We start from the raw sequence: 23,788 nt of genomic DNA on the forward strand, positions 1-23,788 counted from the left end.
CACACCGCACCCATACAGCGTAGGTCACACGATTCCTGCACCACAGATCACTTCGGTCGCACACTTGTCCGATCGAAATGAGTGCGTCCGGGTCCCGGACTCACCCCACCGGAAGTCACACCACCGGAAGTCACACCACCGGAAGTCACACCACCGGAAGTCACACCACCGGAAGTCACACCACCGGAAATCACCCACCGGAGTCACGCCATCCGGTTCGCCCGCCGGTGCCGCCATGGATCACACCGCTCGAAAGCACCGCCCTGAATCACACACCGCCCGGAATCACACCGTCCAGCTCGACTCCATGTCCACGACGTCCCCGGTGAGCGCCGCCACGTCCGCCTCTGTCTGGGCCCTCAGGGCGAGCCGCTCCACGCGTTCCGTGCGGTACTTCCCGTGCTCGGCGGCCGAGCGCCACATCGACAGCACCATGAACTCGTTCCCGGGTGCCTCACCGAACAGCCCGCGCACCATGCCGGGCGAGCCGGCCATCGCCGGGTTCCAGACCTTCTCCTGCATCAGCACGAAGTGCTCGGCCCGCGCCTCGTGGATACGGCAGAGCGCCACCCGGAGCAGGTCGGCGTCCGTGAAGCGCGGTTCGAAGCCGGTCTTCACGTCGAAGCGGTAGTCGAAGAGTCTGACCTGGGCGTCCTTGAACGTGCCCGCCTGGGACGACGCGAGCCGGTCATGGGACCGTGCCATGAAGGAGTCGTAGAAGGCGCGGCTCTCCCAGAACGCGAAGATGTGCGCCACGTCCGGCCGCCCCCGGCTCCAGCCACCCCCCTGCCCGCGAAACCCCGGCTCCCCCAGAAGCCCCGCCCACTTCCGCTGCCCCCGCTCGAAACCGCGGCGGTCCACCACGGTGCAGCGAATCCACTTGACCAGCACCGCGCCATGGTAAGGCCACGGAGCGTGGCGTCGGTCACTCTCGGCTGGACCGCTCCTCCCCGCACGTACCCGCGCGCGTGGCAGGATGGACAAACAGTCATGCGCGCCCGGCAGTTGGGCCGGCGGACGGGTCGGTACGGGGAAGGGGACTCTGGTGGACGGGCTCAACAAGGGGCTTCGCAAGGTCGAGATCGCGGTGCGGTGGGATCCCAGTCCGGCGGGGCAGCCGTCCACCGACCTGGACCTGGTCGCTGCGACCTACCTGGCGGACGCTCCGTACGGCGATCCCGCATACGTGGTGCACTTCGACAGCCGCTCACCGGACGGCACCATCACTCTCAACCGGGACAGCAAGGACGGCCAGGGCTTCGGCTACGACGAAGTCATGACGCTGGAACTGGACCGGCTCGACGTCCGGTACGCGCGCGTGGTCGTCGGAGTCGTCATCCAACAGCGCCCGGCGGAGCGCACTTTCGTCAGTGTGCGCAACCCCGGACTGCGTATCCGCGAGGGGTACACCGTCCTCGCGGAGGATGACTTCGGCGGTGTCCTGGGCGCGACCGCGGCGACGGTCGCGGAGTTCGCCCGGGACGGCTCGGGGCCGTGGGGCTTCCGCACCGGCCTTCGTGGCTTCGAGGGCGACCCCGTGGACTTCACCGGGACGATGGGCTCGGCACACCGTCCCTGACCTCGCCACCGACGAGGCACCTACGACAGGAGGGGCACCGCCCGCAGGCGGTGCCCCTCCGTCATCGGCTCAGGTGCTCGGCGTCAGCTGCAGCCGCTGGTCGAGCCGCAGCCCTCGCAGATGTAGCAGGAACCGGCACGCTGCATCTTCGTACCGCAGGAGAAGCACAGCGGGGCGTCGGCCTGGATGCCCAGCTGCATCTCCACCAGTTCGGCACTGGTGTGGGCCTGCTGCGGGGCGGGCTTGACCGCCTCCTCGGCCTTCGGAGCGGAAACGGCCTTCAGCTCCTGGGCGCGCGGCGCCGACTGGGCCAGGCCCTCGACGTCGACCTCGTCCTCGCTCGGCTCGTACGAACCGGTCTCGAGGTGACGCTGACGCTCCTCGGCGGAGTGGATGCCGAGCGCGGAGCGCGTCTCGAAGGGCAGGAAGTCCAGCGCCAGGCGACGGAAGATGTAGTCGACAATCGACTGCGCCATCCGCACGTCCGGGTCGTCCGTCATACCGGCCGGCTCGAAGCGCATGTTGGTGAACTTCGAGACGTACGTCTCCAGCGGCACGCCGTACTGGAGACCGACGGAGACCGCGATGGAGAAGGCGTCCATCATGCCCGCGAGGGTCGAGCCCTGCTTGGACATCTTGAGGAAGACCTCACCGAGACCGTCGTCCGGGTAGGAGTTGGCGGTCATGTAGCCCTCGGCACCGCCGACGGTGAAGGACGTGGTGATGCCGGGACGTCCCTTCGGCAGGCGCTTGCGGACCGGGCGGTACTCGACGACCTTCTCGACCGCGGTGCGGATGGTCTCCTCGGTCTTCTCGGTGATCTCCGCCTTCTCCTTCTCCTTGGTCTTGGCGGAGAGGGGCTGGCCGACCTTGCAGTTGTCGCGGTAGATCGCGAGAGCCTTGACGCCGAGCTTCCAGGCCTCGAAGTAGATCTCCTCGACCTCCTCGACGGTCGCCGTCTCCGGCATGTTGACCGTCTTGGAGATGGCACCGGAGATCCACGGCTGGATCGCCGCCATCATGCGGACGTGGCCCATCGGGGAGATGGCCCGCTCGCCCATGGCGCAGTCGAACACCTCGTAGTGCTCGGGCTTGAGACCGGGGGCGTCGATCACGTTGCCGTGGTCGGCGATGTGGGCGACGATCGCCTCGATCTGCTCTTCCAGGTAGCCCAGGCGGCGCAGGGCCTGCGGGACGGTGCCGTTGACAATCTGCATCGAGCCGCCGCCGACCAGCTTCTTGAACTTGACCAGGGCGAGGTCGGGCTCGACACCGGTGGTGTCGCAGGACATCGCCAGACCGATGGTGCCGGTCGGGGCGAGCACGGACGCCTGAGAGTTACGGAAACCGTTCTTCTCGCCGAGGCGCAGGACGTCGCCCCAGGCCTCGCTGGCGGCGGCCCACACCGGGGTGTCCAGGTCGTCCATGCGGACGGCCGTGTCGTTGGCGTCCGAGTGCTGCTTCATGACGCGCTTGTGGGCGTCGGCGTTGCGGGCGTAGCCGTCGTACGGCCCGACGACCGAGGCGAGTTCGGCGGAGCGCCGGTACGCCGTACCCGTCATCAGGGAGGTGATGGCGCCGGCGAGGGCGCGGCCGCCGTCGGAGTCGTAGGCGTGGCCGGTGGCCATCAGCAGGGCGCCGAGGTTGGCGTAGCCGATGCCGAGCTGGCGGAACGCGCGCGTGTTCTCGCCGATCTTCTGGGTCGGGAAGTCCGCGAAGCAGATCGAGATGTCCATCGCGGTGATGACCAGCTCGACGACCTTCTGGAATCGCTCGGCCTCGAAGGACTGGTTGCCCTTGCCGTCGTCCTTCAGGAACTTCATCAGGTTCAGCGAGGCCAGGTTGCAGGACGTGTTGTCCAGGTGCATGTACTCGCTGCACGGGTTCGACGCGGTGATGCGGCCGGACTCGGGGCAGGTGTGCCAGGTGTTGATGGTGTCGTCGTACTGGATGCCGGGGTCGGCGCAGGCCCAGGCGGCCTCGGCGATCTTGCGGAAGAGCGCCTTGGCGTCGACCTCCTCGATGACCTCGCCGGTCATCCGGCCGCGCAGCCCGAACTGGCCGCCCTGGTCGACCGCCTTCATGAACTCGTCGTTGACACGGACCGAGTTGTTGGCGTTCTGGTACTGGACGGACGTGATGTCGTCGCCGCCCAGGTCCATGTCGTAACCCGCGTCACGCAGAACGCGGATCTTCTCTTCTTCCTTGACCTTGGTCTCGATGAAGTCCTCGATGTCCGGGTGGTCCACATCGAGGACGACCATCTTGGCGGCGCGGCGGGTCGCGCCACCGGACTTGATCGTTCCTGCGGAGGCGTCGGCGCCACGCATGAAGGAGACAGGGCCGGAGGCGTTGCCGCCCGAGGACAGCAGCTCCTTGGAGGAGCGGATCCGGGAGAGGTTCAGGCCGGCGCCGGAGCCGCCCTTGAAGATCATGCCCTCTTCCTTGTACCAGTCGAGGATCGACTCCATGGAGTCGTCGACGGACAGGATGAAGCAGGCGGAGACCTGCTGGGGCTGCTTGGTGCCGACGTTGAACCAGACGGGGCTGTTGAAGCTGAAGATCTGGTGCAGGAGGGCGTACGCCAGCTCGTGCTCGAAGATCTCGGCGTCGGCGGGCGAGGCGAAGTACTTGTGGTCCTCCCCGGCCTGCCGGTACGTCTTCACGATGCGGTCGATCAGCTGCTTCAGGCTGGTCTCGCGCTGCGGGGTGCCCACGGCACCGCGGAAGTACTTGCTGGTGACGATGTTGACCGCGTTCACCGACCAGAAGTCGGGGAACTCGACGCCGCGCTGCTCGAAGTTGACCGAGCCGTCGCGCCAGTTGGTCATGACGACGTCACGGCGCTCCCAGGCCACCTCGTCATAGGGGTGGACCCCAGGGGTGGTGTGGATGCGCTCGACACGCAGGCCCTTGCTCGCCTTGGCGCCCTTGGCTCGGGAACTCCGTGCCGGACCGCTCGCCGTCTCTGTCATGCCGCCTCCCTGTACGGGCGAAAACGCCCTGAAGTGCCCCGTTGTTCCCGGTGCACGATGTTCTGTCTGGTGTTGCGGGCACCCTCACACGCCCGCAACAGGTCTTCTCACGCCGCCGCCCGGCCGGCCCGGAGCTGCCTTCCGGGTCCGGCCCGCCGGTCAGTCGGCGGCGCCTGCGGGCTCGGGAACCTGCTTGGTCCCTCCGGGCCCGCGGTCGTCTTCCCGGCCCCCCGCAGCCGCGCCCTTGCGGTCCGGGTCGTCCGTCTCGGGGGGTCCCGTCTGCGCCCTCAGTTCCGTGATGGCCGCCTCGAAGTCGTCGAGCGAGTCGAACGCCCGGTAGACGGAGGCGAACCGCAGATAGGCGACGAGATCGAGTTCCTGCAACGGGCCGAGTATGGCCAGGCCCACGTCATGGGTGGTCAGCTCGGCGCTTCCGGTGGCTCGCACCGCCTCCTCGACCCGCTGGCCGAGCTGGGCGAGCGCGTCCTCGGTGACAGGTCGCCCCTGGCACGCCTTGCGCACACCATTGATGATCTTCGTGCGGCTGAAGGGCTCGGTGACTCCGGACCGCTTCACCACCATGAGCGAGCACGTCTCCACCGTCGTGAAACGACGGGAGCAGTCAGGGCACTGGCGACGCCTGCGGATCGATGTGCCGTCGTCGGTCGTACGACTGTCCACGACCCGACTGTCGGGGTGCCTGCAGAAGGGGCAGTGCATGAAAAACCAACCCTCCTCACAGCAGACTCATTAGCCCCGTCGGGCATCTCGCGCCCCACGAAGCAGTCCCAAGCATAGGGGATGACCATGAGCCTCGAGACCCGGGGGACCACAACTTCTGGGCTACTGATGCAATCCAACCACTAGATGTGGGGATTGGCTCATACATCCACGCCCATCTCGCGTGTCGCACGCATGGGCGCAGGTGACGTGCGAGGACCTCTGCCGCACATGCCCGTCCACCTCGGAGGCGCCGCCGCCGACGGCCGCACCCGGAGCACGGTCGCATCCGTTCTTGCACGGCCGTATCGCCACGGCACATGCGGAGATACCGTGGGCGCCGCGAGGAGGGGACGTGGGACTCCCGCGCAAATGGGGGCTGGTCCCCGGGCGAGGGAATGCCGGATGGCAGACTGGGGCACAGTCCACGAGGCGATCACCCCGGCGGTGAAGAGTACAGCAATGGGCCCTTTTGCCCGCCAGGTGGCGCGGCCGCCAATACACCCGGACACACGATCGCGTCCGGTGATTCCCGTTTTTTCACTCGAACGTGTGTTTGGCGCAACCTTTCGAAAGCAACTACCGTTGTCCAGCAGGGAGACCATCGAGAGGGGCCGACGTGACCACCACCGCAGACAGTGCCGCCATCGCTGCCCAGGACCGCTCCCAGGGCCGACTGGAGCCGGTGCATGCGATGAACGAAGCCACGAACCCTGAGGGGCACAAGCGCTCCCTGCCGGGCCGACCTCCCGGCATCCGGGCGGACAGCTCGGGACTCACCGATCGCCAGCGCCGGGTGATCGAGGTCATCAGGGACTCCGTGCAGCGTCGGGGCTACCCGCCGTCGATGCGGGAGATCGGTCAGGCCGTCGGCCTTTCCAGCACCTCCTCCGTCGCACACCAGCTGATGGCACTGGAGCGCAAGGGCTTCCTGCGCCGCGACCCGCACCGCCCGCGCGCCTACGAAGTGCGCGGCTCCGACCAGGCCGCCTCGGTGCAGCCCACGGACACCGCGGGCAAGCCCGCCGCGTCCTACGTGCCGCTGGTCGGCCGGATCGCCGCCGGTGGCCCGATCCTCGCCGAGGAGTCCGTCGAGGACGTCTTCCCTCTCCCCCGCCAGCTTGTCGGCGACGGTGAGCTGTTCGTCCTCAAGGTCGTCGGTGACTCGATGATCGAGGCCGCGATCTGCGACGGCGACTGGGTCACGGTGCGCCGTCAGCCGGTCGCCGAGAACGGCGACATCGTGGCCGCAATGCTCGACGGCGAAGCCACCGTCAAGCGCTTCAAGCGCGAGGACGGCCATGTCTGGCTCCTGCCGCACAACGCGTCCTACGAGCCGATCCCCGGCGACGATGCGACCATCCTCGGCAAGGTGGTGGCTGTGCTGCGCCGCGTCTGACAGCGCGCACCGCGTCGGGCGGGCCCAGCGGCCCACCCCCTGACCGGCCCCGGGACCCCTGCGCCGGTTCCGGGGCCCTGCGCTGTCCGGGGGCGGTTGCCGAACCCTGAGGCCAGCGACTCGTGCAGCCGGGGGTCGGCCGGCGGCTGAGCCGCCGGCCGACCCCCGGCTCATTCTTCTTCTGCCTGGTGGGCCGCAGCGTCTGCCTGCTGGGCCGCAGCGTCGATCGCCGCAAGCGACTTCCGCACCTGATTCCGGTCCGTCGTGAACCAGAAGTCGGGCAGCGAGGCCTTGAGGTAGCTCCCGTACCGGGCCGTCGCCAGACGCTGATCGAGGACGGCGACCACGCCCCGGTCCCCCGATGCCCGTACGAGCCGCCCGGCGCCCTGTGCCATGAGGAGCGCGGCGTGGGTGGCGGCGACCGCCATGAAGCCGTTGCCTCCGGCGTCCTCCACGGCCTTCTGGCGGGCGCTCATCAGAGGATCGTCCGGGCGCGGGAACGGGATCTTGTCCATGACGACCAGCTGGCAGCTGGGCCCGGGGACGTCCACGCCCTGCCAGAGTGACAGCGTGCCGAAGAGGCAGGTCTTCGGGTCGGCCGCGAAGTTCTTGATGAGCTCGCCGAGCGTCTCCTCGCCCTGGAGCAGGATCGGGAACTCGGGGATCCGGGAGCGCAGTTCCTCGGCGGCCAGCTGGGCGCCTCTCATGGAGGAGAACAGGCCGAGGGTTCGGCCGCCCGCCGCCTGGATCAGCTCGGTGAGTTCGTCGAGCATGTCCGCGCGGTCACCGTCCCGGGCGGGACGCGCCAGGTGTCTGGCGACGTACAGGATGCCTTGCTTGCGGTAGTCGAAGGGCGAGCCGACGTCGATGCCCTTCCACTGCGGGACGTCATCGCCCTCGGTGCCCTCGGGGGCGAGACCCAGGGAGGCGCCGACGCCGTTGAAGTCGCCGCCCAGCTTCAGCGTCGCGGACGTCAGGACCACGGAGCGGTCCGCGAAGAGCTTCTCGCGCAGCAGCCCGGAGACGGACATGGGGGCGACACGCAGCGAGGCACCGAAACGGTCGTGGCGCTCGTACCAGACCACGTCCCACTCGGAGCCGTTCGTGATGCGCTCCGCCACGTCGTGCACGTTCTCCACGGACGCCAGGGCCTGCTTACGGACGGCATCCTCGTCCTGGACGGACTTGTCGCGGGTCGTGCCGATCGCGGAGATGACCGTGCGGCACGCGTCGCGCAGCGCCATGAGGGCGTACCCGAGGTCCTCGGGAATCTCCTCCAGACGGCCCGGCAGCGCCAGCTCCATCAGTCGTTCGAAACCCTCGGCGGCGGTCTGGAGCTGGTCGGCGGCCTTTTCGTTGACGAGTTTCGCGGCACGGCGCACCGCGCGGTTGACCTGGCCGGGGGTGAGCTCGCCGGTGGCGACTCCGGTGACCCGGGAGACCAGTTCGTGCGCTTCGTCGACGATCAGCACCTCGTGCTGCGGGAGGACCGGGGCGCCCTCGATGGCGTCGATCGCGAGCAGCGCGTGGTTGGTGACGACGACCTCGGCGAGCTTCGCCCGCTCGCGTGCCATCTCGGCGAAGCACTCGGCGCCGTACGCGCACTTCGAGGCGCCCAGGCACTCCCTGGACGACACCGACACCTGGGCCCAGGCCCGGTCCGAGATGCCGGGCGTGAGGTCGTCACGGTCGCCGGTTTCGGTCTCGTCGGCCCAGTCGCGCACCCTCAGCAGGTCCTGGCCCAGCTTGCTGGTGGGCGCGGCGGCCTCGAACTGGTCGAAGAGGCCCTCCTCCTCGTCCTGCGGGACACCCTCGTGCAGTCGGTGCAGGCACAGGTAGTTCGACCGGCCCTTGAGCATCGCGAACTCCGGGCGACGGCGCAGCAGGGGGTGCAGCGACTCGACCGTTCTCGGCAGGTCGCGTTCCACCAGCTGGCGCTGCAGGGCGAGGGTGGCGGTCGCGACGACCACACGCTCCCCGTGCGCGAGCGCGGGCACCAGGTAGCCCAGTGACTTTCCGGTACCGGTGCCGGCCTGGACCAGCAGGTGTGAGCCGTCGTCGATCGCTTCCTCGACGGCTTCGGCCATGGCCACCTGACCGGGGCGCTCCGTACCACCGACGGCAGTGACGGCGGCATGCAGGAGTTCGGGGAGTGAGGGCTTCGTCATAGCGCGACCACCCTACGACCCTGCACTGACAAACGGGCGATCAAGGCGGGTTCGGGGGACGGGATCAAGACCGTGGGCTCCTCGGGGGGTGGTGATCGGGCCGACCGGCCGGACGGGGAGGTCATGGCGCGGCTGCTCGAGAAGTTGGCGCGGTGGGCGGGAACTGTCTCGGCACGGACTGCGTTCAATGAGTGATGACGCGGTGACACAGCGCTACAACAGGTGACGGAGGGGCCTGTCTCGGACCATGAGAGCGGCTCGCTTGGCGGTCAGGTCGACTTCGGCGGAGAACCGGAAGCCGGCGGCCAGGAAAGCGGCGATGGAGGGGGTGTTGCGAATGTCGGGTTCCGCGATGACGCGTGCGCAGGAGGGCCGCTGCGCGAGAACGAGATCGGCCACGGCCCGGAGCAGCAGACCGCCCAGACCGCGCCCCCGGTCGGCGGCTCCGCCGAGCAGGAGGTGGATTCCCGTGTCATGAGGCCGGGCGGGGTAATGCCGGGCCAGCGGATCGAGATCCGCCCGGTAGATCTCCCAGTAGCTCATCGGTGTTCCGTCCAGCAGGCCGAGGCACGGCACGCTGCGTCCGTCGCCGGCCAGCTGGGCGCGCAGGTGGTCCCGCGTCACCTCCTGCGGTCCGGCCAGCTCCCAGAACGCGTCAGCGGCGGGGTCGTTCATCCAGCGGCTGATGAGCTCCAGGTCGCCTTCGATGCATGCGGGGACCAGATGGAACCGGCCTGCGTGTGTGTCTGCCGGGCCCCATGCGGCGATGTGGTCGACGAGGTCGTCATGGCGCGGGACGGCATCGAGACGAGCGGGCGCGACGGTCGCGGCGGTCATGACAGCGGCAGCGATACCGGTCTCGGCGATCGGGTCGGCGGGAGGCACCGGACGCTCCTCTCAGGAAGGGGGTGGCATGTCTCAGGGATGGAGGAGGTGGGTCGGCGATGGTCAGGGTCGATCGGAGCGGTCAGGAGTGCAGGGGGTTGGCGATGGTGACGTAGACGGACTGGGTGTCGACCGGGCCGACGAGTTCGTCGAGGCCGTGCAGCCGTGTCAGCAGGTTGGCCTTGCAGCGCAGGAGGGGTGAGTCGAGCAGCAGCGCGGGCAGCGGGGTGCGCAGCCGGGCGGGGCCCGAGGCGAGGTTTCCGAGGAAGCACCGGAAGGCGGCAAGCAGCAGTCGCTCGTCGGCGAGCCCTTGGGAGCCGAACGCGCCGATCAGGCCGAGCACGTTGTTGACCACCAGGTAGTAGACGAGCCGCTCATCGGTCACCTGGTCGCAGACGAACGTGTCGCTCCGCTCTCCGATACCGGGCAACCGGTCGTCGAGGTCCTGGCGCCGGGATTCACGGAAGTAGTAGCCCTGGTTGTCGCGGTAGCGGCCACCCGTGGGCCAGCCGTCGGCGTCCAGCAGGACCAGGGTGTTCTGCTGGTGCGCTTCCAGTGCGACGCCGGCCTCGCCGTCCAGCCAGAGGACGGGACGCACCACGTGGGCCAGGTAGCGGAGGAACCACTCGGCCGCGACGGCTCCACGGGGTCGGCCGGTACGGCGGGCGAGTCGCGTGACCACCTCGGCCAGGCGGGACCGCAGGGCCGGGCCGTGTTGGTCGGGGCTCCCCGGAGCCCCCTCCGGCGGGGTCGGGGTGTACGGGCGCGGCGAGAGGAGGCCGGCGACGCAGGAGACGTCGTCGGAGGGGCGGAACGGATTGTGGCGGATCACCACGTCCAGTCCGGGCACCGGGTCGCCGTCGGTGGTGTCGACCGCGAGCCAGGCCGGGTCCCGGACGATGTCGAAGCCCGGGTGCACGGCGCGCCACTGCTGCCCGAGGCCGGTGCGGAGCAGGCGGTGGACCTCGACGCCGCGGTGCAGTTCCTTGCGGAGGTTCTCGCGGCGGGAGTTGGTGATGCTCAGGCCCAGCGAGAGCTTGAGCATCGCGGGGGCATGGGTTCGGTAGACGGTTCGTACGGAGGAGGTGGGGTGCCAGTCAGGGCCATGGGGGCCGAGGTCACGGAGCAGTCCGGTGTCCAGCAAGGCAGCGGTCTGCGGACGGCGCCGGACCTCGTGTGCCTGCCAGGGGTGCAGGGGCAGGAGGGCGTATCCCTCCGGCAACCGCGCTCCGGTTCCGGCGAGCCGGGCGGTGAGCAGGGGCGCGGCTACCGGGCGGCCGCGCTCGGTCCAGGAGGAATCGGTGGCGAGGGCGGAGGGAGCGACAGCCATCCAGTACAGGGGGAAGGAGCCGCGCGACTCTGGTGAGTACAGCGATGCTTCCGCCTCCGTGAGTCCCTCGCGGCTCTTCGGTGTGGGGTGCAGGGGGTGTCCGAGGACGAGTGCCTGTTCCGCGGACAGGAAGAGGTCTGGGCCGTCGGCCGGGCGTTCGCGGCGGTCGGTGATGAATCGGGCGGCACGTCGGAGGGAGTCGGCCACACCTGCGACGAGCCCGACGCCGTCGACGGAGCCGGATGGGGCGGAGCTGGGGACGCGTGTGGGGTGGGAGGGGGTTCGGGCGCGGCTGATGACGGAGGAGTGGGTGGACGTCTCCCTGGTGAGCAGGGCGGCGATGGTGACGGCGTCGGCAGGTGGGGCGGTATGGGGAGCATCGGCGAGGCGAGGAGGGCCGAAGCGGTGCCAGCCCGTCGGGGACCAGTAGCGCACCGGTGCGAGGAGGCTCGTACCGGTGCCGGGAAGGGGGATGCGCAGGACGCCGTCGGCCGGGGCGGGCGCGTTGGTCTCGCGTGCCCAGCAGCGGAGCAGGTTCTCCACAGCGGCAGCGTGGGCGACGGTGTACGGGTCGGGATGCTCCAGTGGGTCACCGTCATGGCCTGCGCTCGGCTCCTGGGCGGGTTTCGCCGCCGGCCGCTGGTGAGGGACCAGCGGGCTCGGCGACGTCGCCGATGGCCAGGCGTCGGCGGGGCTTTGTGCCGAGGGGGCGTGGTCGTCGGGGTGGGGGGTGGAGTTCACGGCAGGTACCTCGTGGAGTTGTCCGGGATCACGCGGGTGAGGGCTGCGGGGCGAGGAGCTTCACTCGGCGCGGCATGGCGGCGCGAAGTCGAGCGGCGGGCGGACGGGCGGACGGGACACACGGCGCGCGGCCTGCCGGGCTTGCGGCCCACAGGACACACGGCGCGCGGCTTCGAGGCTCATGCTCATGGCCCAAGGGACACACGGCGCGCGGCGTGCGGTGCTCACTGCCTGCGGGAGTCTTGGCTCGTGGCGCATGGGCGCCCGGCGATCGGTGGCGCACCCCTGGTGCGCAGGCATGCCGCGCGGCCCCCCACACCCGCCGTGTGGCCTCACCGCGTTCACGGTGCGGTTGCCGTGCCGCCATCACGGCACCGGGCCGCCGCCCGGACCGCGTCGGCCAAGCGGTCCAGTACGGCGGCCGCTTGTTCATCGGTGATGGTCAGGGGCGGCAGCAGTTGGACGACGCTTGCGCGCAGCCCGCCGAGTCCGACGATGAGGCCGCGTCGCAGGCACTCCCGCTGAACCGCAGCAGCCGGCTCGGGAGCGGCAGGGAGGGGCCGGGGTCCGCTGCCCGGCCTGTCCGACGGCTCCACGCCGCACTCCGCAGCCCGCGTGGCACCGCAAGAGCCGGGCTCCCCTTCTCTCTCCGGATCCACCAGCTCCAGGCCGATCATGAGCCCTCTCCCCCGCGCATCACGGACACAGGCGAACTCGGATACGAGCTGCTGGAGTTGGTTCAGCATCCGCGCCCCGAGGGTCGCCGCGCGTTCGGCGAGAGCGTTCTCGCGGACGTGGGCGAGGGTTGCCGCGCCGGCGGCCATGGCGAGCTGGTTGCCGGGAAAGGATTCGGCGGGGACACCGGGTTCCCCGGGATCGAGGTCGTTGCGGTAGACCACGACGGCCAGCGGCAGACTGCCGCCGATGGCGTCGGAGAGGACCATCACGTCGGGGGTCACGCCACTGTGCTCGACCGCCCAGAAGGCACCGGTCCGGCCCACGCCGGTCCGGGTCTCGTCGGCGATCAGCGGGACGGACCGGTCGGCGGTGAGCTGTCGCATGTGCCGCAGCCAGGTGTCGGGGACGGGGATCACTCCGCCCTCGCCCTGGACAGGCTCGACGATCACCCCGGCGGGCAGTGGCACCCCGGATGCGGGTTCGTCGTGGAGGGTCTCGGTCCAGCGGGCGGCGCGGTCGGCCCCGCTCTCGCCCCCAACCCCGATCCCGCTGGGGCAGCGGCAGTCCTGCGGGTGGGGCAGTCGGGCGATCCGCGCGTCATGGGTGTCCGTGGAGGTGGTGTCGAGGGCGGCTCTGGCGGTACTTCCGCCACCGGCACCGGTGAAAGCCAGGAGACCGCTCCGACCGGTCGCTGCGCGGACCAGCGCGTAGGCGGTCTCGACGGCTTCGCTGCCGGCCGGCCCGCAGAACCGCACGTGCGCCCGATCCGCGAGGCCCGGTGGCAGAGTGCGGAACAGTTCGGTGAGGAAGGCGTCCTTGACGGGTGTCGCCAGATCGAGGGCGTTCAGAGGTGCGCCTGAGTCGAGCACCTTGCGGAGGGACTCCAGGACGACCGGGTGGTTGTGGCCGAGGGCCAGGGTGCCGGCGCCGGAGAGGCAGTCCAGGTAGCGGCGGCCGTCCGCGCCCTCGATGGTGAGTCCCCGGGCCCGCACCGGAACGATCGGCAGGGAACGGGCGTAGGTTCGGGCGGCGGATTCGCGTGCGGCTTGGCGGCGCAGGATTCCCTCGTGCGCGGAGCGGGGAACAGGGGCGGTGTCTTCCAACGCTCCGCCGAGGAGAGATGTCGCGCGCGTACGCCCCACAGCGGCCTCCTCTGGTGCACAACCCCCACGGGTGGATTCCGCCACGACTTCCCTGACCTCCCACTGGGCACGGGCACACAGAGGGACCGCGCACAGACAGCAGGACCCCCACCGCTACCAACCGCGGACCGCTCACCGGGTTACGGGTTGCCTCAAGATCCTTTCCGTGACGGAACTGTTGCGGATCCGTCGGGTCGCCCCCACAGCCACCGCATAGTGTGTGATGCCGTTCCCGGACACCGCGAGGTCGCCCCGAACCTCCCACGAGGCAGCGGGAATCGGGCTGAAACGCCGGTTCGTCCACGTTCGTTCCGTACCAGGGGGAGTCAGATCATGCGATCCACACGGCCGTCGTCCCATACCGCCCGAGAAGGGAGGGCACGCCGCAGGAACTCCCCCGTCCTGGCAGCCGTGGCCCTCGCCTCGGCGCTCGTCCTGACCGCCACCGCTTGCGAGTCGGGCGATGCGACGGCGGACGCTCAGGCCTCCGCGTCCGCCACCGCCTCCGACGACGGCAAGCTCAGGATCCCGGCGGACATCAGGGACCGGCTGCGCGAGCACGGGATCGACATCGACAAGTGGAAGAACGGCGCCTGGAAGAACTGGGACCGGGACGACTGGCTGCGCGAGGCGAACGAGTACATCAACCCGATCATCGAGGGGCTCTGGAACCCGGACCGTATGCGGGAGGCCGAGGAGCCCGACCACGGCGTCGACGACAGCGACCTCGCCGAGGACCAGGGCGTGACCGACGCGACGCCCGATCCGGTCGAGGCGCAGGCCGTGCCGCCGTCGTACCACGCCAACGCCCCCACGGCCGGCAAGGTGTTCTTCGACTCCCCCGAAGGATCGGCCGTCTGCTCGGCGACCGTGGTGAAGGACCCGGCGCACCCGGGCAAGTCCAACCTGGTGTGGACGGCGGGCCACTGCGTGCACGCGGGCAAGAAGGGCGGCTGGTATCGCAACATCGCGTTCGTGCCGTCGTACAACGACGACGGCAAGCCGGTTGCGGAGCTGGAGAACGCCACCCGCGAGGACGTCGCCCCCTACGGTGTCTGGTGGGGTGACTGGGCGCAGACCTCGGACCAGTGGATCGAGCAGGGCGGTTCGACGGGCGGTGACGGCGCACCGTACGACTTCGCGGTCATCCATGTCACGCCGGAGAAGGGCAGCGGCGGCAAGTCGCTGGAGGAGATGGTCGGTTCGGCGCTTCCGGTCGAGTTCAAGGCGCCCGCGGTGCCGCAGGTGAAGCGCGTCACCGCGATAGGCTACCCGGCCGCGAAGCCCTACGACGGGCAGAAGCTGTACCGGTGCGAGAGCCGGCCCGGGCGGCTGTCGGTCACCGCGTCGGATCCGACGATGTACCGCATCGGCTGCACCATGACCGGCGGTTCGTCCGGCGGCGGCTGGGTCGCGACGGGGTGGGACGGCAAGCCGGCGCTGGTGTCCAACACCTCGATCGGCCCGGTGAAGTCGGGCTGGCTGGCCGGACCGCGCCTGGGTGGCGTGGCCAAGGGCGTGTACGACTCGGTCAGCAAGAAATTCGCCGGTCGGTGACGGCCCGCTGAACCTCGCCGCCGGTCGGTCACGGTCCACTGAACCTCGCCGCCGGTCGGTCACGGTCCACTGAACCTCGCCGTCGATGGCGACGGCGTACCCGCACCCGAACGCTCCGGGCTGCGCCGGGCACCCGGAGCGCGCCCGGCGCAGCGGATCCCCCTGGCGCATGACATCAACCCCCGGGGGCTCTCGGAAACCTTCACCGGCTCACCCCGGTACGCCCTCAACTCCACGGGCATAGTGGTGAGTTGCGCGGAGCCACCGGTTCTCGCGCCCATGCCGTGCACACGCGGCACCTGCGCTGAGCAGGACCAGCACCACTCAGTACGCACCAACGGGGGTCATCGCACCATGCGTTCCACACCTACGCCCGCACCGAGGCGCGGGCGGCGCACCGTCCTCGCCGCCGCCGGGCTCGTCGCCGCCTTGGCGCTCACCGCGACCGCCTGCGGCGGTTCCGGGGGTTCGGCGAGTGACAAGCCCGACGCCACCAGCTCCCAGGCCTCCGCGAACGGCGGCGGCAAGGCCAAGATCCCGGCCGATCTCGCGGGCAAGCTCAAGGAGCACGGGATCGACGTCGACCGCTGGAAGAGCGGCGGCTGGAAGGACTGGGACAAGGACAAGTGGCTCAGTGACGCCAAGGACTTCGTCAACCCGGTGATCGAAGGCCTCTGGAAGCCGGAGCGGATGCAGTCCGCCGACGAGGCCGACAAGCGGGTCACGACGAAGGACGCGTCGGCCGGCCAGGGCGTCAGCGATCCGGATCCGGCGCCGGTGCGGGCGCAGGCCGAGAAGACGCCGTACCACCGCAACGCGGCGCCTGTCGGCAAGGTCTTCTTCGACTCCCCCGACGGCCCGGCCGTCTGCTCCGGCACGGTCGTCAAGGACGTCAACCACCCGGGCAAGTCCAACCTGGTGTGGACGGCGGGCCACTGCGTGCACGCCGGCGGCAACGGCGGCTGGTACCGCAACATCGTGTTCGTCCCGGCCTACAACGACCTCGGCAAGTCCGAGGCGGAGCTGACCGACGCCAACCCGACGGAGATCGCGCCGTACGGCAACTGGTGGGCGAACTGGGTCTCGACCTCCAACCAGTGGATCCAGGGCGGTTCGGAGAGCGGCGGTGACGGAGCCGCGTACGACTACGCCGTGCTGCATGTGAAGCCGGAGCAGGGCGCCAAGTCCCTGGAGGAGACCGTCGGCGCCGCGCTGGACGTGGACTTCTCCGCGCCATCCGCGGCCGAGGCCGCCAAGATGGGCGCCTGGGGCTACCCGGCCGCGCCGCCTTACAACGGCGAGAAGATGTTCAGGTGCATCGGCGTCCCCGGCCGGTTCTCGCTCAGCCCGTCCCTGCCGACGATGTACCGCATCGGCTGCGACATGACCGGCGGTTCCTCCGGGGGCGGTTGGTTCCGGGTCCTGAACGGCAAGTCGGTGCTGGTCTCCAACACCTCGATCGGCCCGGCCGACAACACCTGGCTGGCCGGGCCGCAGCTGGGCCGCGACGCCGAAGCGCTCTACCAGAACATGAGCAAGACGTACGGCGGTCAGTGACCCGTGCATGCTGAAGGCCCGCTCCCCGGCAACGGGGGCGGGCCTTCTCGCGTTCAAGCGCGACGCGCTCTCAGGTCGGACTCAGAGCGCCGGAGCCGGAACGTACGGCGTGAGTTCCGCCGCCAGCTCCTCGTGCACCCGCACCTTGAGCAGGGTGCCCTCCGGGGTGTGCTCCTCGGAGATCACCTCGCCCTCGTCGTGCGCACGGGCGACCAGCTTGCCGTGCGTGTACGGCACGAGCGCCTCGATCTCGACCGACGGGCGCGGCAACTCGTTGTCGATGAGCGCGAGCAGCTCTTCGATGCCCTGGCCGGTGCGGGCCGAGACCGCGATGGACCGCTTCTCGACGCGCAGCAGCCGCTGGAGCGTCAGCGGGTCGGCCGCGTCCGCCTTGTTGATCACGACGATCTCGGGCACGTCGGTGGCGCCGACGTCCCGGACCACCTCGCGCACGGCGGCCAGCTGCTCCTCCGGGAACGGGTGCGAACCGTCGACCACGTGCAGGATCAGGTCGGACTCGCCGACCTCCTCCATCGTGGAGCGGAACGCCTCGACCAGGTGGTGGGGCAGGTGGCGTACGAACCCGACCGTGTCGGCCAGCGTGTACAGCCGTCCGCTCGGCGTCTCGGCCCGGCGCACGGTCGGGTCGAGGGTCGCGAACAGGGCGTTCTCGACCAGTACGCCCGCGCCCGTGAGGCGGTTGAGCAGCGAGGACTTACCGGCGTTGGTGTAGCCCGCGATGGCCACGGACGGCACCTTGTGACGCTTGCGCTCCTGGCGCTTGATCTCGCGGCCGGTCTTCATCTCCGCGATCTCCCGGCGCATCTTCGCCATCTTCTCGCGGATCCGGCGCCGGTCCGTCTCGATCTTGGTCTCACCGGGACCACGGGTGGCGAGGCCGCCGCCCTTGCCGCCGCCCATCTGCCGGGACAGCGACTGACCCCAGCCGCGCAGTCGCGGCAGCATGTACTGCATCTGCGCGAGGGCGACCTGTGCCTTGCCCTCTCGGGACTTGGCGTGCTGGGCGAAGATGTCCAGGATCAGAGCCGTCCGGTCGATGACCTTGACCTTGACGACGTCCTCGAGGTGGATCAGCTGGCCCGGGCTGAGCTCACCGTCGCAGATGACGGTGTCCGCGCCCGTCTCGACGACGATGTCGCGCAGCTCCTCGGCCTTGCCGGAGCCGATGTAGGTGGCCGCGTCGGGCTTGTCGCGGCGCTGGGTCACTCCGTCGAGCACCAGCGCGCCGGCCGTCTCGGCGAGGGCGGCGAGCTCCGCGAGGGAGTTCTCCGCGTCCTGCACGGTTCCCGAGGTCCAGACGCCGACAAGGACGACCCGCTCCAGTCGGAGCTGGCGGTACTCGACCTCGGTGACGTCCTCGAGCTCGGTGGAGAGGCCCACCACACGGCGCAGGGCCGCGCGGTCGGAGCGGTCGAACTGGTCGCCGTCCCGCTCTCCGTCGATCTCGTGGCTCCAGGCGACGTCCTCTTCCATCAGGGCATCGGCCCGAAAACCATCGGGGTGGCTGTGCGCGAAGCGCTTGGAGTCCTGGGAAAAGGAAGAAGAGGAGGTCATTGGATCCTTACGTTGGTGGGAAACCGTTCACAGTCTGCAACGCACGGGCGGTCCGGGAGATTCCCGGCGCTCCGTGCCGCGCCGACCTGAAGATGGTCGCACGGCACGGGGCGTCTCGTCACCGTGTTATCGGGCGGGCGTCTTCGCCGGCCCGGTCTACCTCGCGGGGCCCGCTACTGCGGGTCTGCGGCCTCGCGGGGGCCTGCTTCAGGAGGTCTGCGGCCTCGCGGAGGTCTGCGATTTCGCGGGAGCCTCCGGCTTCCAGTCCGGGTGGCCCGGCATCGGCGGCGTCTTCTCGCCGTACAGCCAGCCCTGGAAGAACCCGTTTAGGTCGCGCCCGGAGATCTCGGCGGCGAGCCGGACGAAGTCGTCCGTCGTGGCCGTGCCGTCCTGGTACCGCTTGACCCAGGTGCGTTCCAGGCGGTCGAAGGCCGGGCGGCCGATCTCCTGGCGCAGGGCGTACAGGACAAGTGCCGCCCCGTCGTAGACGATGGGGCGGAAGATGTCGGTCTTACGGCCGGCGTCGGGCGCCTTGGGCGCGGCGGGTGGTCCGCCTGCGGCGCGCCAGCGGTCGGAGGCGCCGTAGGCGGCCTTCATCCGGTCCTGCATCGGCTTGCCGGCCTGCTCCTCGGCGTACAGCGCCTCGTACCAGGTGGCGTGCCCCTCGTTGAGCCACAGATCGGACCAGGTGCGGGGGCTGACGCTGTTGCCGAACCACTGGTGGGCCAGCTCATGGACCATGATCGACTCGACGTACCACGAGGGGTGGACCCGGTCGGTGAACAGTTCCCGTTCGAAGAGCGAGAGCGTCTGGGTCTCCAGTTCGAAGCCGATGGAGGCGTCGGCCATGAGCAGGCCGTACGTCTCGAAGGGGTAGCGGCCGACCTTGTTCTCCATCCAGGTGATCTGACCAGGGGTCTTCTCCAGCCAGGGTTCGAGCGCCTTGCGGTGCTCGGTCGGGACGACGTCCCGTACGGGAAGCCCGTGCGGGCCGGTGCGGTGCAGCACCGTGGAGCGGCCGATGGAGACCTGGGCGAGCTCGGTGGCCATGGGGTGCTGGGTGCGGTAGGTCCACGTCGTCGTCCCGCCTGACTTCTCCGTTCCGGCGGACAGGCCGTTGGCGACGGCCGTGTGCCCGTCGGGTGCCGTCACCCGGATGGTGAACATCGCCTTGTCGGAGGGGTGGTCGTTGCACGGGAACACCAGGTGCGCGGCGTCGGCCTGGTTGGCCATGGCGAGACCGTCCGCGGTGCGCACCCAGCCGCCCTCGCGGCCCTTGGCGGGCACGGGATCACTGGTGTGCCGCACGGTGATCCGCATCCACTTGCCGTCCGACACCGAGTTCTCGGGCGTGATCACCAGGTCCTCGCCGGCGGTGTGGAACTCCGCCGGGTCGCCGTCGACCTCGACCGACTGGACCGTGCCGTGGGCGAAGTCCAGGTTGACGCGGTCCAGGTCGGCGGTCGTCCAGGCGTCGATGGTCGTGACGGCCCGCAGCGGCTGGCTGTTGCTGCCCGGGTAGGTGAAGGAGAGGTCGTACGACGCCACGTCGTAGCCGGGGTTGCCGAGGTACGGGAAGAGCCGGTCGCCGACGCCGAGCGGGACGGCGGGGGCGCTCGCGGCGACGAGGCAGACGGAGACGGCCGATGTGAGCAGGGCGGCGGCGGTCCGGCGCCGCCGGGTGGGGGCGGCGGCCCGGCTGTGCGAGGTCAGGAGCATGCCCCATGGCTATCAGCGCGTGGGTGAACGTCACGGACGGCGCGCTTCCGCCCCACCCGAACCGAGTACCGGGGTCTGCGCCGGGTGCCACGGTGGCTGACGCCGTGTCGCCGCCCAGCACCACCACGACAGCGGTGCGGTCGTACGAGCAGGCCGTTCGCCGGCAGGTCGGCGGCCGGGCCTGTGCGGCGAGACCCCGACGCCGTCCCGACCGCCCGGGCAGGCCGTCCGCAGGTCCGAGCCGACTCCACGCACGAGGCCGGCACCGCGATCCCGGCGTCCCGCACGGCACAGACTTCGGCCCGGGTCAGGCGATGGCGCCTGGCCGGCGTTCCCTCGCCGCTGCCGGAAGGCCGTTCACCGGCGTGGGCCGCGTCAGTCGCCCTGCGGTTGCGGCTGCGCCCGGCTGACGTCGTACACCCCGGCCACGTCGCGCATCGCGCGCATCAGGCCGGGCAGATGGCCGGCGTCGGGGAGCTGCACGGTGTAGGTGTGCCGCACCTGCTGCTGGGTGGGGGGCTCGACGGTCGCCGAGACGATCTCGGCCCCCTCGGAGGCCATGGCCTCGGTGAGGTCGGCCAGCAGATGCGGACGGACGAACGATTCGGCGACCAGCGTGACCCGGCACTCGGCGGCCTCTCCCCAGCGCACACCGATCTCCGCACGTCCCCCGTCCTTCATGCGCGCCACCGCCGCGCACTCCACGCGGTGCACGGTGACCGCTCCCCCGCGTACGGCGAAGCCGGTGATCTCGTCGGGCGGTACGGGCGTACAGCAGCGGGCGAGCCGGACGGCCGCACCGGGCAGGTCGGCGAGGACGTTGCCGGTGCCGGAGCGGTCGGCGGGCTGTTCGGGCGCCGCGTCGGGCTCGGGTACGTCGGCGGGCCGGAGGCCTGTCCGGTTCTCCGCGATCCGCGCCTGGCTCTGCTGGGACTCCGCCTGTGCCGGATGGGCGGCCAGCCACCGCTGGATGGCGATCCGGGCGGCGGGGGTGTGCGCGTGCTCCAGCCACTCCCGGGAGGGCTCCGACGCCGGGTCCTGGCCCATGAGGAGCTGAACGGTGTCGCCGTCCTTCAGCACGGTGCTCAGCGTCGCCAGGCGGCCGTTCACCCGGGCCCCGATACAGGCGTGCGCGTCCTCCCCGTACTGCGCGTACGCGGCGTCCACGCAGGTCGCGCCCTCGGGCAGGCCGAGGGTGCCGCCGTCAGGCCGGAAGACGGTGATCTCGCGGTCCTGGGCGAGGTCCTCGCGCAGGGTCGACCAGAAGTGGTCGGGGTCGGGTGCCGCCTCCTGCCAGTCGAGGAGCCGGGAGAGCCAGCCGGGGCGGGTGGGGTCGACGCGCTCGCCGTCGGCCGGGTCGTCGGGGGCCGGGGCGTAGGGGTTGCCGAGGGCGACGACGCCGGCCTCGGCGACCTTGTGCATCTGGTGCGTGCGGATGAGAACCTCGACGACTTGGCCGTCCTCGCGCGCCACGGCCGTGTGCAGCGACTGGTAGAGGTTGAACTTCGGTACGGCGATGAAGTCCTTGAACTCCGAGACCACCGGCTTCATACAGGTGTGCAGTTCGCCCAGGACGGCGTAGCAGTCGGCGTCCTCGTTCACCAGGACCAGGACGCGGCCGAAGTCGGAGCCGCGGAGCCGGCCGCGCTTGCGGGAGACGCGGTGCACCGAGACGAAGTGACGCGGGCGGATGTGGACTTCGGCGGGGATGTCCGCCTCGCGCAGCACCCCCCGCACCTCGTCGGCGACCTCGGCGAGCGGGTCGTCCGCGCGGGCCGCGTTGCGGACGATCAACTCCCGGGTGTGCGCGTACTCCTCGGGATGCAGGATCGCGAAGACCAGGTCTTCCAGCTCGGTCTTGAGCGCCTGGACACCGAGCCGTTCGGCGAGCGGGATGAGCACGTCACGTGTCACCTTGGCGATGCGCTCCTGTTTCTCGGGGCGCATGACGCCGAGGGTGCGCATGTTGTGCAGCCGGTCGGCGAGTTTGATCGACATGACGCGGACGTCGTTGCCGGTGGCCACGAGCATCTTGCGGAAGGTCTCGGGCTCGGCGGCGGCGCCGTAGTCGACCTTCTCCAGCTTGGTGACGCCGTCGACGAGGTAGCGGACCTCCTCACCGAACTGGTCGCGGACCTGGTCGAGCGTCACGTCCGTGTCCTCGACGGTGTCGTGGAGCAGAGACGCGGTCAACGTCGTGGTCTCGGCGCCGAGTTCCGCCAGGATGAGGGTCACGGCGAGGGGGTGGGTGATGTACGGCTCGCCGCTCTTGCGCATCTGGCCGCGGTGCGAGGACTCGGCCAGGACGTAGGCGTGGCGCAGGGGTTCGAGGTCCGCTTCGGGGTGGTGGGCGCGGTGGGCCTCGACGACATGACTGATGGCGTCGGGCAGCCGGCCCCTGGCGGCGGGGCCGAGCAGGGCCGCGCGGCCCAAGCGGCGCAGGTCGATCCGGGGGCGGGCCTTTCTGCGGGTGGCTGTCGGTGTCACCGCTCCTGACACCGCGCCCTGCATCTGGCCTGGGGTCACGGAATTCGTGGCCTCCGCACTCATGGGCACCTCCGGCTGCGTCAACCGGCGGGCGGGCGCCCCAGAGCGGACATGGCTCAGGGGGCGGCTTCGGTCCCCCGTCCGGGCCGGTGCTTGATGCTACCGAGCCCACCACGCCCGACTGACCGCCTCTCGCCGAGCGTGAAACTGATCACCCATTCGAGGGATGAATGTGAGGTTTGTACCCCTGCATCGAGCGAGCCGCGTGATGCGATTCTCGCCAAGTGGCCGAATATCAACGGCGATTTCGGATCGTCCGGCTGACGACGCCCGGATGTTTCAGGACGACAGGCCCCGGCTCACGCGGACGTCGCCGTTTCGAACCAGTCCGCGTCGATCTCGCCCTCGGCCACGATCACGGCCGGGCCGGTCATCTCGATCTCGCCGTCGGGCCGCTCGGTGATCACCAGCGTGCCGCCGGGGACGTCCACGGTGTAGGTCGCGGGGGCGCCGGTGGCCTTCGGATCAACACCGTCACGGCGGGCGGCGGCCACGGCGACGGCGCACGCGCCCGTGCCGCACGAGCGGGTCTCGCCGGAGCCGCGCTCGTGCACCCGCAGCGCCACGTGCCCGGGGCCGCGGTCGATCACGAACTCGACGTTCACACCGTCCGGGTAGGCGGTCGCAGGGCTGAAGGGCGGCGGGGAGAGCAGGTCACCCGCGTGCGCCAGGTCGTCCACGAAGGCGACCGCGTGCGGGTTGCCCATGTTGACGTTGCGCGCGGGCCAGCTGCGCTCGCCGACGCTCACCGTGACGTCGCCCTCGGGGAGCACCGCGCGGCCCATGCCGACGGTCACGTCACCGTCCTTGGCGAGGTGCACGGTCTTCACACCCCCTCGCGTGGCGATCGCGAGATCTCCTTCGGTCACGTGACCGGCGCGCTGGAGGTAGCGCGCGAAGACCCGCACGCCGTTGCCGCACATCTCCGCCACCGAACCGTCGCCGTTGCGATAGTCCATGAACCACTCCGCCTCGGCCGCCATGCCCGTCGCCTCCGGGTGCGCGGCGGACCGCACCACGTGCAGCAGCCCGTCGCCGCCGATGCCCGCGCGCCGGTCGCACAGGGCTGCGACGGCGGCCGGAGGCAGGTCGATGGCGTTCTCGGGGTCCGGGACGATCACGAAGTCGTTCTCGGTCCCGTGGCCCTTGAGGAAGGCGATCCGCGTGCTCATGCCTCGATCGTAAGGGGTGCCTCCGACAACGCCTCGGCGTGCCT

16 protein-coding genes are annotated in these 23,788 nt (G+C 70.3%); 4 read left to right on the forward strand and 12 right to left on the reverse strand.

Annotated features, from left to right (window positions below):
• Positions 1-24 precede the first annotated feature (24 nt).
• Together ACZ7EG_RS36975 and ACZ7EG_RS36980 are read right to left on the reverse strand one after the other, a co-directional pair.
• The gene (locus ACZ7EG_RS36975; protein ID WP_471088741.1) at positions 25-237 is read right to left on the reverse strand and encodes a pentapeptide repeat-containing protein; all 213 of its coding nucleotides are present in this window, start codon (positions 235-237) and stop codon (positions 25-27) included.
• 48 nt (positions 238-285) lie between these two features.
• Positions 286-891: a YdbC family protein gene (locus ACZ7EG_RS36980; RefSeq protein ID WP_053671020.1), complete on the reverse strand. Its 606-nt coding sequence runs from the start codon at positions 889-891 to the stop codon at positions 286-288.
• 154 nt (positions 892-1,045) lie between these two features.
• Between ACZ7EG_RS36980 and ACZ7EG_RS36985 the strand changes: the two genes are divergently transcribed.
• Positions 1,046-1,579: a TerD family protein gene (locus ACZ7EG_RS36985; RefSeq protein ID WP_471088743.1), complete on the forward strand. Its 534-nt coding sequence runs from the start codon at positions 1,046-1,048 to the stop codon at positions 1,577-1,579.
• Between the two features lie 83 nt (positions 1,580-1,662).
• On the opposite strand, the gene ACZ7EG_RS36990 is transcribed toward ACZ7EG_RS36985, so the two are convergent.
• The gene (locus ACZ7EG_RS36990) at positions 1,663-4,554 is read right to left on the reverse strand and encodes a vitamin B12-dependent ribonucleotide reductase (RefSeq protein ID WP_471088745.1); all 2,892 of its coding nucleotides are present in this window, start codon (positions 4,552-4,554) and stop codon (positions 1,663-1,665) included.
• A 159-nt stretch (positions 4,555-4,713) separates the two neighbouring features.
• Complete coding sequence (nrdR, locus tag ACZ7EG_RS36995; RefSeq protein WP_471088747.1) at positions 4,714-5,274, reverse strand: transcriptional regulator NrdR; 561 nt, start codon at positions 5,272-5,274, stop codon at positions 4,714-4,716.
• 619 nt (positions 5,275-5,893) lie between these two features.
• Between nrdR and lexA the strand changes: the two genes are divergently transcribed.
• Complete coding sequence (gene lexA / locus ACZ7EG_RS37000; RefSeq protein ID WP_053671024.1) at positions 5,894-6,673, forward strand: transcriptional repressor LexA; 780 nt, start codon at positions 5,894-5,896, stop codon at positions 6,671-6,673.
• A gap of 170 nt (positions 6,674-6,843) precedes the next feature.
• On the opposite strand, the gene ACZ7EG_RS37005 is transcribed toward lexA, so the two are convergent.
• From ACZ7EG_RS37005 to ACZ7EG_RS37020, 4 genes are all read right to left on the reverse strand, one after another.
• Positions 6,844-8,841, reverse strand: coding sequence for an ATP-dependent DNA helicase (locus ACZ7EG_RS37005; protein WP_471088749.1), 1,998 nt, complete (start codon positions 8,839-8,841; stop codon positions 6,844-6,846).
• 213 nt (positions 8,842-9,054) lie between these two features.
• On the reverse strand, positions 9,055-9,678 hold the full coding sequence (locus ACZ7EG_RS37010; protein WP_471088802.1) for a GNAT family N-acetyltransferase: 624 nt from the start codon (positions 9,676-9,678) through the stop codon (positions 9,055-9,057).
• A gap of 130 nt (positions 9,679-9,808) precedes the next feature.
• Positions 9,809-11,797: an IucA/IucC family protein gene (locus tag ACZ7EG_RS37015; protein ID WP_471088751.1), complete on the reverse strand. Its 1,989-nt coding sequence runs from the start codon at positions 11,795-11,797 to the stop codon at positions 9,809-9,811.
• Between the two features lie 341 nt (positions 11,798-12,138).
• Complete coding sequence (locus ACZ7EG_RS37020) at positions 12,139-13,578, reverse strand: aminotransferase class III-fold pyridoxal phosphate-dependent enzyme (RefSeq protein WP_471088804.1); 1,440 nt, start codon at positions 13,576-13,578, stop codon at positions 12,139-12,141.
• A gap of 372 nt (positions 13,579-13,950) precedes the next feature.
• Here ACZ7EG_RS37020 and ACZ7EG_RS37025 point away from each other — a divergent pair, with 372 nt between their 5' ends.
• The gene (locus ACZ7EG_RS37025; RefSeq protein ID WP_471088753.1) at positions 13,951-15,174 is read left to right on the forward strand and encodes a trypsin-like serine peptidase; all 1,224 of its coding nucleotides are present in this window, start codon (positions 13,951-13,953) and stop codon (positions 15,172-15,174) included.
• A gap of 354 nt (positions 15,175-15,528) precedes the next feature.
• On the forward strand, positions 15,529-16,731 hold the full coding sequence (locus ACZ7EG_RS37030) for a trypsin-like serine peptidase (RefSeq protein WP_471088755.1): 1,203 nt from the start codon (positions 15,529-15,531) through the stop codon (positions 16,729-16,731).
• A gap of 81 nt (positions 16,732-16,812) precedes the next feature.
• On the opposite strand, the gene hflX is transcribed toward ACZ7EG_RS37030, so the two are convergent.
• The 4 genes from hflX to dapF all read right to left on the reverse strand — a co-directional run bounded on the left by hflX (position 16,813) and on the right by dapF (position 23,744).
• Positions 16,813-18,306: a GTPase HflX gene (hflX, locus tag ACZ7EG_RS37035; protein ID WP_355825441.1), complete on the reverse strand. Its 1,494-nt coding sequence runs from the start codon at positions 18,304-18,306 to the stop codon at positions 16,813-16,815.
• 207 nt (positions 18,307-18,513) lie between these two features.
• Positions 18,514-20,025: a M1 family metallopeptidase gene (locus ACZ7EG_RS37040; protein WP_471088758.1), complete on the reverse strand. Its 1,512-nt coding sequence runs from the start codon at positions 20,023-20,025 to the stop codon at positions 18,514-18,516.
• 375 nt (positions 20,026-20,400) lie between these two features.
• A complete protein-coding gene (locus ACZ7EG_RS37045) occupies positions 20,401-22,575 on the reverse strand; it encodes a RelA/SpoT family protein (protein ID WP_471088760.1) in 2,175 nt (724 codons plus the stop codon).
• A gap of 296 nt (positions 22,576-22,871) precedes the next feature.
• Entirely contained in the window at positions 22,872-23,744 is an 873-nt protein-coding gene (gene dapF / locus ACZ7EG_RS37050) for a diaminopimelate epimerase (protein WP_471088762.1), read from the reverse strand.
• Positions 23,745-23,788 lie beyond the last annotated feature (44 nt).

The sequence above is a fragment of the Streptomyces sp. NPDC037100 genome, assembly GCF_055606225.1.